This is a genomic window from uncultured Parabacteroides sp. (assembly GCF_902493135.1).
Lineage (GTDB): Bacteria > Bacteroidota > Bacteroidia > Bacteroidales > Tannerellaceae > Parabacteroides.
Window position 1 is genome coordinate 1 of sequence record NZ_CABUOD010000076.1, and the last position, 10,170, is coordinate 10,170.

General features: G+C 46.0%; 7 protein-coding genes. All 7 read left to right on the top strand.

The features are described from left to right. Positions 1 to 461: 461 nt before the first annotated feature. A complete protein-coding gene (locus RDN79_RS18485; protein WP_298547159.1) occupies positions 462 to 602 on the top strand; it encodes a hypothetical protein in 141 nt (46 codons plus the stop codon). A gap of 250 nt (positions 603 to 852) precedes the next feature. Further along, the gene (locus RDN79_RS18490; RefSeq protein ID WP_298547161.1) at positions 853 to 3,480 is read left to right on the top strand and encodes a valine--tRNA ligase; all 2,628 of its coding nucleotides are present in this window, start codon (positions 853 to 855) and stop codon (positions 3,478 to 3,480) included. Between the two features lie 19 nt (positions 3,481 to 3,499). Then, positions 3,500 to 5,506, top strand: coding sequence for a sensor histidine kinase KdpD (locus tag RDN79_RS18495; protein ID WP_298547163.1), 2,007 nt, complete (start codon positions 3,500 to 3,502; stop codon positions 5,504 to 5,506). Continuing rightward, positions 5,503 to 7,482 carry a tetratricopeptide repeat-containing sensor histidine kinase gene (locus tag RDN79_RS18500; protein WP_298547165.1) on the top strand — a complete coding sequence of 660 codons (1,980 nt, stop codon included), beginning with the start codon at positions 5,503 to 5,505 and terminating at the stop codon, positions 7,480 to 7,482. The genes RDN79_RS18495 and RDN79_RS18500 overlap by 4 nt, the downstream gene beginning before the upstream one ends. A gap of 97 nt (positions 7,483 to 7,579) precedes the next feature. After that, positions 7,580 to 8,431: a sugar phosphate isomerase/epimerase gene (locus tag RDN79_RS18505; protein WP_298547167.1), complete on the top strand. Its 852-nt coding sequence runs from the start codon at positions 7,580 to 7,582 to the stop codon at positions 8,429 to 8,431. A gap of 90 nt (positions 8,432 to 8,521) precedes the next feature. Further along, positions 8,522 to 9,553 carry a DUF6340 family protein gene (locus tag RDN79_RS18510; RefSeq protein WP_298547169.1) on the top strand — a complete coding sequence of 344 codons (1,032 nt, stop codon included), beginning with the start codon at positions 8,522 to 8,524 and terminating at the stop codon, positions 9,551 to 9,553. Positions 9,554 to 9,621: 68 nt separating this feature from the next. Next, complete coding sequence (locus RDN79_RS18515) at positions 9,622 to 10,083, top strand: hypothetical protein (RefSeq protein WP_298547171.1); 462 nt, start codon at positions 9,622 to 9,624, stop codon at positions 10,081 to 10,083. The last annotated feature ends 87 nt before the right edge of the window (positions 10,084 to 10,170 follow it).

A 10,170-nucleotide genomic window follows, 5' to 3' on the forward strand; every position in this document is an offset into this window, starting at 1 on the left:
TCTTCATTCCACAAAAGCCCTCTCTTTTTTAGCAAGAAACAAGCACATAATCCCGTAAACACCCCCATGTTACCACCCTTTACACCCGGGTGTAGAGAGCCGGTACATCCGGGTGTAGAAGGGGGCAACAGGGGGACGCCTGGCAAGTAAAGTACCTTGCCGGGCCATGAAAATCACTTGGTTTTACATATTTTATAGTCGTTTTTACATAAAATAATCGAGTGGTTTGCAGGGGTGAGAATAGGGGGCTTGTCGTTCGTGTTATTTGCAATACGCTTATATACAGTTGTATATAAACGCAATACTTGTTTTCCCACCAAATTACCGGTGATAGGGGAGTGATACTGTAGTGATAGAGAAAATAGGCATGTATCACTAATATAACAAGCTGAATATCAATCAGTAAATAGGGGTTAGTGATACAGTGACAGAGGAAATCTATCACGCTTTATGTTGGCGAATTGAAATCTGTCGTAAAGGAGGTTGTCGGCAAAAGTGCTCTGGAACGAGAAAACGAATGTTTGCGTAAAGAACTGAACCGACTGAAAGTAAAAGAGGTGGAACGGCAACAGGCACAGTTCGGGGTGGGGATGAATGATTGATTTGTAAGAGCTGATTCATCAATTCTTGTGTGGCCGCAGCCGTCATCAATGAGATCATAGCGGTGTGGCTAAAAATAAATTCGAATGGGCGGCCGAGTTTTCCAACTGCAAGGGAAAATATATTCGCCCGTTGGGGTGATTAATCACCCTCTTGTGCATTCATCTGCATTATTTTTGTATTTTTGTACCCTAAAAGTGTGGACTCCTTGTATCTAAGTCCCAAACAACGATAATAAAAGAACGAAACAATATGGAAATTGCAAGTAAGTACAATCCCGCAGAAGTAGAGGGTAAGTGGTATCAGTATTGGTTGGATAACGGCTTTTTCAAGTCGAAACCCGACGGCCGTGAGCCGTACACGATCGTCATTCCGCCCCCAAACGTCACCGGCGTGCTTCACATGGGACACATGCTTAACAATACCATTCAGGATATTCTGATCCGCCGCGCCCGTATGCAGGGGAAAAACGCTTGCTGGGTGCCGGGAACGGACCACGCTTCCATCGCAACCGAAGCGAAAGTCGTGAATCGCCTTGCACAGCAGGGGATTAAGAAGACCGACCTGACACGTGAAGACTTCCTGAAACATGCTTGGGAATGGAAGGAAGAACACGGGGGCATCATCCTTAAACAGTTGCGTAAGTTGGGGGCGTCCTGCGACTGGGACCGTACGGCTTTCACGATGGATGAACTGCGTTCCGAAAGCGTGATCAAGGTTTTTGTCGATCTTTATGAAAAAGGACTGATCTACCGTGGTGTCCGTATGGTGAACTGGGACCCGAAAGCGTTGACCGCCCTGTCCGACGAGGAAGTCATATATAAGGAAGAGCACAGCAAACTGTATTACCTCCGCTACAAGGTGGAAGGTGATCCGGAAGGCCGTTATGCCGTTGTCGCGACAACCCGTCCCGAAACGATCATGGGAGATACCGCCATGTGTATCAATCCGAACGACCCGAAGAACACTTGGTTGAAGGGGAAGAAAGTGATTGTGCCGCTGGTAAACCGCGTGATCCCTGTGATCGAAGACGATTATGTGGATATCGAGTTCGGTACCGGTTGCCTGAAAGTGACTCCGGCACACGATGTGAACGACTATATGCTGGGCGAAAAATATAATCTGCCTTCTATCGATATATTCAATGATAACGGTACGATCAGCGAGGCCGGCGGCTTGTATGTCGGCATGGACCGTTTCGACGTCCGTAAGCAGATCGAAAAAGACCTGGAAGCAGCCGGCCTGATGGAAAAGGTGGAAGCTTACGAAAACAAGGTCGGTTTCTCCGAACGCACCAATGTGCCTATCGAGCCGAAGCTGTCCATGCAATGGTTCCTGAAGATGGAACACCTCGCGCAGATCGCTTTGGAGCCGGTGATGAAGGACGACATCAAGTTCTATCCTCCGAAGTTCAAGAATACCTACCGTCATTGGATGGAAAACATCAAGGACTGGTGCATCAGCCGTCAGTTGTGGTGGGGACACCGTATCCCGGCTTATTTCCTGCCCGAAGGCGGTTATGTAGTGGCCGAAACGGCAGAAAAAGCATTGGAAATGGCAAAGGAAAAGACCGGCAACGCCTCTCTGACGATGGCCGACCTGCGTCAGGACGAGGATGTGCTGGATACCTGGTTCTCTTCCTGGTTATGGCCGATCTCCCTGTTCAATGGCATCAACGATCCGGACAATGAGGAGATCGACTACTACTATCCGACGAGCGACCTGGTGACCGGTCCGGATATCATCTTCTTCTGGGTAGCCCGTATGATTATGGCGGGTTACGAATATCGGGGCAAGATGCCGTTCAAGAATGTCTATTTCACCGGTATCGTGCGTGACAAACTGGGCCGAAAGATGTCAAAGTCGTTAGGAAACTCTCCCGACCCGCTGCAACTGATCGAGCAATATGGCGCCGACGGTGTGCGCATGGGATTGATGATGGCGGCGCCTGCCGGAAACGACATTCCTTTCGACGATGCGTTGTGCGAACAGGGACGTAACTTCAACAACAAGATATGGAATGCCTTCCGTCTGATCAAAGGATGGACGGTCGATGAACATATCGCACAGCCCGAAGCGGCAGCCACAGCCGTCAAATGGTTTAAGATGCAGCTGGACAAGACAATCGCCGAAATGGACGACCTGTTCGGCAAATACCGCCTGAGCGAAGCGATGATGGCTGTTTACAAACTCTTCTGGGATGAGTTCTCTTCCTGGTACTTGGAGATGGTCAAGCCGGGTTACGGGCAACCTGTTGATAAGTCGACCTACTTGTCGACACTCGGTTTCTTCGATGCCTTGCTCCGCCTGCTCCATCCGTTTATGCCCTTTATTACAGAGGAATTGTGGCAGGCGTTGGAACCGCGTAAGGAAGGCGAGAGCCTGATGGTCGCACTGATACCGGAGGTTGCTCCTGTTGATAACGCTTATCTGGAAGACTTCGAGATTGCAAAAGAAATTGTGGGTGGAGTGCGTACGATACGTCTCCAGAAAAATATACCGAATAAGGAAGCATTGGAATTGCAGGTATTGGGTGAACACAACGATCACTTCAACGCGGTAATCGCCAAGATGTGTAACCTGTCGTCCATTATCCGTACGGAAGAAAAAGCCGCCGGTTCTGTTTCCTTCCTGGTGCGTACGACGGAATATGCTGTCCCATTGGGTAATATGATCAACGTGGAAGAGGAGCTGGCTAAGCTTCAGGACGAACTGAAATACCAGCAAGGCTTCCTGACTTCTGTCATGAAAAAACTAAGTAACGAAAGTTTTGTAAGTAAAGCTCCGGCCAAAGTGATTGAAATGGAACGCAAGAAACAGGCCGATGCTGAAAGTAAAATCAAGTCTATCGAAGAAAGTATAGCAGCTTTGAAGAAGTAGGCTTCAAAAATATGATCAGATGAAGCATCTCTTCTGGTTAACCTTATTACTATTGACGCAAGCTACTGTCCCGGTGAAGGCAAACAACGGAACGGATAGCTTGCGTTCTGTTTTGAAGGCCCTCCCGGTGGAGGAAAGGCTCGCCAAGCTGAACGAATTGGCAAGTGTCCGTTATGACGAGGGCAAGGGAATGTACCCCAAGTGGCTGTATAAGGAAGTGACGGAATTGCAGAATGAAAAATATCTGCCCAATGCCCTTTTCCATCTCGTCCGCTATTATTATGGCAATAAACCGGACAGCATGCGCTATTATCTGGCCAAGGCAGAGCCTTTGTTCCTGAAAGAAAAGCGATATGAAGAGCTGTTCCGGATGAAAGCCTGGGATATTTATATGTTATCTTCGGAAGGTGCGCAGGATGCAGTTCTGCCGGCAGCCCGTGAACTGGTGGAACTGGCTCGCCAAGTGGGGTATCCGGAAGGGGAAGAAATGGCGAATCAGGCATTGGCTAATTATTATCTGAGTCATGGATTGAAAAAGGAAGGGGCCGAATTATATGAAGAAGTCCTGGACCGTATGGAGAAACGGAACGCGCCGATCATCAAACGTTTTAATATTCTGAGGTCGCTGTTGAACAATTCGATTCCCGACGAGGCCCACAAACGGGCATTGGAGAGGATGAAGGCTTGTCTGGCGGAATGTACGGAAAAGGACATAACGATGTTGGATGCGGAAATCTCGATCGACTACTGCTGGTATGTTTATTACCGGACGTTGGCTTCGGATGCATGTGCGGGTAAAAAGGCGAAAGAAGCGAAAGAGTATCTGGAAAAGGCGGAAGCATTGGTGAAAAAAAATAAAATGTCCAGGGAAGAGCTTACCATAGATAATATCCGGCTGTATTATTACCAAATGATCGGCAATAATGAGGGCGCTCTCGCCATCATAGAGAAATTGCTGAAAAATCTCAAAGAGACGAAAAAGGCGATAAATACGATTGATATATTGGAACAAAAAGCCAAAACATTATCCCGGATGGGGATGGGGATGAAAGCGGCCGAGACCTATCAGGAGTTGATCGAATTGAAAGATTCGGTCACGACCGCCAAGTATTACGATGAGTTGGCAAATTGGCGTACCCAGCACGATGTGGATAAGCTGGAACTGAAAAATAAGCAGATGGCGTTGGAAGCATCCGAAACGCATGCCCAGCTGTTATTGATGGGAGGCGGCTTAATTCTCCTCCTGTTGGCCTGCGGTACGCTTGCTGTCATTTCTTATTCGCGCCATAAGTATAGCATGCAGTTGAAGATCGCCAAAGAGAAGGCGGAAGAAGCCGACCGGATGAAATCGGCATTCCTTGCCAATATGAACCACGAAATCCGTACACCGCTGAACGCCATAGTCGGCTTTTCGCAGGTACTGGTGGATGAAGAGGATGCGGATGTTCGCCAGGAGTACCAGAAAATAATCCAGAACAATAATGAATTGTTGCAGCGCCTGATCAATGATGTTTTGGATTTGTCGAAGATTGAATCCAACTCGATGACTTTTTCTTTCTTCAATATCTATCTGCCGGAAATGATGGACGAAATATATCGCGCAACCTTGTTACGGATGCCGGCCGGAGTCCTTTTGGAATTAAAAGAATGTTTTCCGATAAATTTTTATACCGATCGTATGCGTCTTACGCAAATAATTACTAACTTGCTGAACAATGCAATAAAGCATACTGAAAAAGGTTTTATCCGATTTGGGTATGACGTATTGGAAAACGAAATTAAGTTTTTTGTCGAAGATACAGGCGAGGGAATACCGGAAGATAAACTGGAAAGTATTTTCAGCCGTTTTGTCCAGTTGAGCGACTGGAGCAAAGGCGTGGGACTCGGACTTGCTATCTGCAAAGGGCTGATTTCAAATATGGGGGGTAAGATTGCCGTGACGTCGAAATTGGGAGAGGGTTCGGTTTTTTATGTGACGTTTCCTATCCATAAGAAAGATGGCGGTATGAAAATAAGCAGTAGATGAAACGACTTTTATTATGGGGGTTTTTCTTATTATCAGGAGGATTCTGTTGTATTGATCCGGCTTTTTCCGCTGATTTGCAACAGAAGGCTGATACTATGTTCTTGCAGCAACTGTACGACACCGTTATCGGGAGAGTAGAGTGTAAAGACCGTGTGCAGTATTTCAATCGTTTGCTTGTGGAAGCACGAAAGCGGCAAAATGCTCAATTTGAGGGAACGGCTTTGTTCTTGCTTGTAAAGCATTATTATACGGAAGAACTGGATAGTTTTGCTTATTATATGCAACGTGCCATTCCTTTGTTGACGGAACAAAACAGGTTGGAAGAACTGTTTCGGATGAAAGCCTGGTATGTTTATGCCTTAACAAGGAATAAAGAGAACGGAAGAGCTTTGGATAGTATAAATTCGTTGAAAAAGCTGGCTCTCCTGCTGGATTATCCGGATGGAACGGATATGGCCAACCAGGCTTTGGCCGATTATTATATGTCTAATAAAATGAAGGAGGAAGGGTTGGCCTTGTATGAAGAAATCCTGGCAGGGATGGAAAAAAGAAATGCTCCTTTGATTAAACGTATCAATATCATACGCCAATTGCAGAATAAAGCTTCCAGCCCGGAAAAAAGACTGGAATACTTGAACTTGCTGAAAAAATATCTGGACCGGTGCGATGAAGAGGGGATTGAGAAGCTGAGTGAAGAAAACTCGGTTAGTACGCTTAAATATGCGATGCATCGCGGGTTTGCGATGGCATATATAACTACGCAACAATATGCGTTGGTCCTGAAGCATTTAAAACAGGCTGAAGCTATTCTGAAGAAATATAATATCGGTAATCGGGAGGCGGAAATAAAAACAATCTATGCCCATTATTATAGAAGTACGGGCAACTATGGGAAAGCAATAGAATTATTCGATGAGTTGTTGGAGATTTACAAGCATGGAGGAAGAATGTCCTCCTATCTCGATCTTTTGGGGAATAAAGCGTTGGTTCTGATGGCGGGAAAACGGTATAAGGACGCTGCCCAGGCCTATAGGCAGTATGCTTTTTTGAAAGATTCCCTCTCTTCTGCCAATTATTATAAGGAACTGGCGGAATTGCGGACGCAGCATAATTTGGATAAACTCGAATTGGAAAACAAGAAGATGGAGAACGAGGCGTTGCGGGATCGCACCCAGTTGCTTTATCTTTGGGTCGGCGTGGTGGCGCTTGTTCTGGTATGTTGCCTGTTGGTTTTCCTTGTATATCAGCATCGGCGTCATAGTCTCCAGCTGAAAAGGGCGAAGGATAAGGCGGAAGAGTCGGATCGGTTGAAGTCGGCATTTCTTGCCAATATGAATCACGAAATCCGTACTCCTCTGAATGCGATTGTCGGTTTCTCTCAGGTGCTGATCGACGAAGAGGATCAGGAGGCCCGGAGGCAGTTTGCCGGTATTATCCAAAACAATAATGACTTGTTGCAACGGCTCATTTCGGATGTGCTGGATATCTCGAAGATCGAATCGAATACGATGTCGTTGCATTATGCCGAATATGACCTGCCTCAATTGATGGATGAAATTTATAAAGTCATCCTGCTAAGGATGCAAGAGGGAGTCGAATTGCAATTGGCCGATTGTCCTCCTTGCTTGTTGTACACAGACCGTAATCGTCTGACGCAGGTGTTGACAAACTTATTGACCAATGCGATTAAACATACGGAAGCCGGTTTTATCCGTTTCGGTTATGAAGTGACTGAGTCGGAAGTACGCTTTTTTGTGCAGGATACGGGAAAAGGAATTCCGGAAGACCGGTTGGAGCAAATATTCAGCCGCTTTGTGCAGCTTGACGATTGGAGCAAAGGAGTCGGCCTTGGCTTGGCTATTTGTAAGGGCTTGCTTGAAAAGATGGGCGGTTCCATCAGCGTGACGTCGAAAGTAGGCGAAGGCTCTGTCTTTTATGTAAAGTTGCCGCGTGAAGAAATAAATAAAATCAGCTAAGTCTTTCTATTTTCTTTTTTGAATGTTATCGTGCACACCAAAAAAAGACTATATTTGCCGTCATAATAATACAAACACATCATTTTAATTTAATATCATGGAGAAATCAAGAAGATCCTTTTTCAAAAAAGGGCTGGCAGGTGCTATTCTGCTGGGTACGGCAAGCGTGGCTAAGGCCGGTTTGCCCGATCCCGTGAAGCCTAAGGCTGCCAAGGCCGTAAATCCTTTCCATTTGGGAGTGGCCGGGTACACATTTGTGAACTTTGACTTGGAAACTACGTTAAAAACTTTGCAGCGTCTGGATATTCATTATCTTTGTATCAAGGATTTCCACCTGCCGTTGGATAGCAATGATGAACAAATCAAGGCTTTCCATGACAAATGCGCTTCTTATGGCGTGACCGGATATGCAGTCGGTCCTATCTATATGAAGAGCGAGGCTGAAATCGATCGTGGTTTTGAATATGCAAAACGGGTAGGCGTGAAAACGATTGTCGGCGTGCCCAATTACGAACTTTTGCCCTATGTGGACAAGAAAGTGAAAGAGTACGACTTCAATTATGCGATCCATTTGCACGGACCTGATATCAAGACTTATCCGGATGCGACGGATGTTTGGGAACATACGAAAGACCTGGACCCGCGTATCGGCATGTGTCTGGATGTCGGCCACGACCTGCGTAACGGTTGCGATCCTGTTGCCGACTTGAAGAAATATCATACCCGTGTGTTCGATATGCACATTAAGGATGTGACGGATTCTTCCAAAGCCGGACGCGGCATCGAGATCGGGCGCGGAAAGATCGACTTCCCTGCATTGGTTCGTATGATGCGCGAAGTGAATTATACAGGAATGTGCAGTCTTGAGTTCGAAAAGGACATGAAAGATCCTTTCCTCGGTATCGCAGAGTCTATCGGCTATTTCAAGGCCGTTAGTGATATGGCATGATAAGAATTATGATTTATGATTTGTGATTTATGATTTATGAAGCACAAGTTGTGAAGCATAATTCATAAATTATAAATCATAAATGTAAAGATGAGAACAACGTTGTATCTGTTGATGGCCTGCCTGTTTTCGGCGTGCAGCACCATTGAATATATCGGAATAGAGACTTATAACCCCGCCGAGATTACTTTCCCGAAGAATGTCGACAAGGTTTTGATTGTGAATAACGCCGTTCCTCAGCCCGATGATGTCGGCTATACCTATAATTTATATGGAACCGTGCAGGACACGGCCCGCGCCCGTGCGGATAGCGCTTTGTATGATGCCTGCCGTTCCTTGGGCAAATCGATAGTGGATGTTTCTTTCTTCAATGATGTCCTTCTTTATCATGATGGCACCCGTCAGGATACAAAATATTTGGTGGATGAAAAATTGACGCCCGAAGCGGTGAAAGAATTGTGCCGGGAGACAGGGACGGACGCTGTTATTTCGCTCGACCGCCTGCTGTTCAGGATGGAAAAGAATGTTGTCGCTTTTGCCGAAGGCTTTGTCGTAGGAGGGGTCGATGTCGAGATTACGGGAGTCGTCCGCGGTTATCTTCCCGGACGCGACAATCCGTTGGCTACCGTTTACGTGCAGGATAGCGTTTTCTGGTCTGAAAGTGCGGACAATATGGAGCAATTGAAACTTTATCTGCCGTCACCGGAGGAGGCTTTACGGGCTGCCGGGCAGTATATCGGTACGAAGGTTACTCCGAACTTTGTTCCTCATTGGGATAATGAAAGCCGCTGGTTCTACAAAGGCGAGGGGGCGCGATGGAAAGAGGCGACCGCCTACGCCTTGTCCGACAAATGGGAAGAAGCGGCCTCGCGCTGGAAGCATGTGTATGAAAATTCTTCGCGCTGGAAAGAGCGGGCAAAGGCGGCATCCAACTTGGCTTTGTATCATGAAATGAAAACTCAGTTGAAGGAAGCCTACAACTGGGCTGCCAAATCTTACGAGATTTTTAATAGTAAAAAGGGAGTAGATTACAACTACACGAAAATGCAGCAGTTGTATGTAGAGGCTCTTGGCAAGCGTATCCGTTCTGATCAAAAACTAAATAAGCAATTTGGAGAATAATAATCTTATATTCTCTGAATTATTATTACTTTTGGCAGACGTTTCGAATAAAGAATAAATAATAAGATATGAGTGCAAATAATGCAAAGGTTCAGGCTGTCATAGAAACGACTTTCAATTCGGCCATCAATAAACTTGCAGCGAACGAGGCTGGCAACTGTTACAGCGATTTATACGTGCAGGTCGATGCCGAAAGCGGAGAGTTGCTTATTTATGATGAAGAGGATGCGCTGGTTGAAAAGACTATCATTTTCGATTGGGTGAATACGACATGTGATGACGATCAGTTCACCCAGCAGGTTGCTGCAACTTTGAAAGCCGTGCTTGCCGTCCTGGTGACGAAAAAAATTTTTGATAACCCTTGTTTCCTGAAACCGTTCTCGGTAAGCCTGACAGATGAGGATTTCTCTGTTATTGAGGAACTTCTGTTCTTGGATGATGAAAATCTTCGTTTGGATGATCCTCTTTTAAAAGATTTGGATGCAGATTTGGATGATTTTTTAGCAAAACTTCTTTCAGATGTCAAATAAACATATTATATTTGCGCCCGCATTCAGGAAGTAAATGTTGCCGAAATAGCTCAGCTGGTAGAGCAACGCATTCGTAATGCGTAGGTC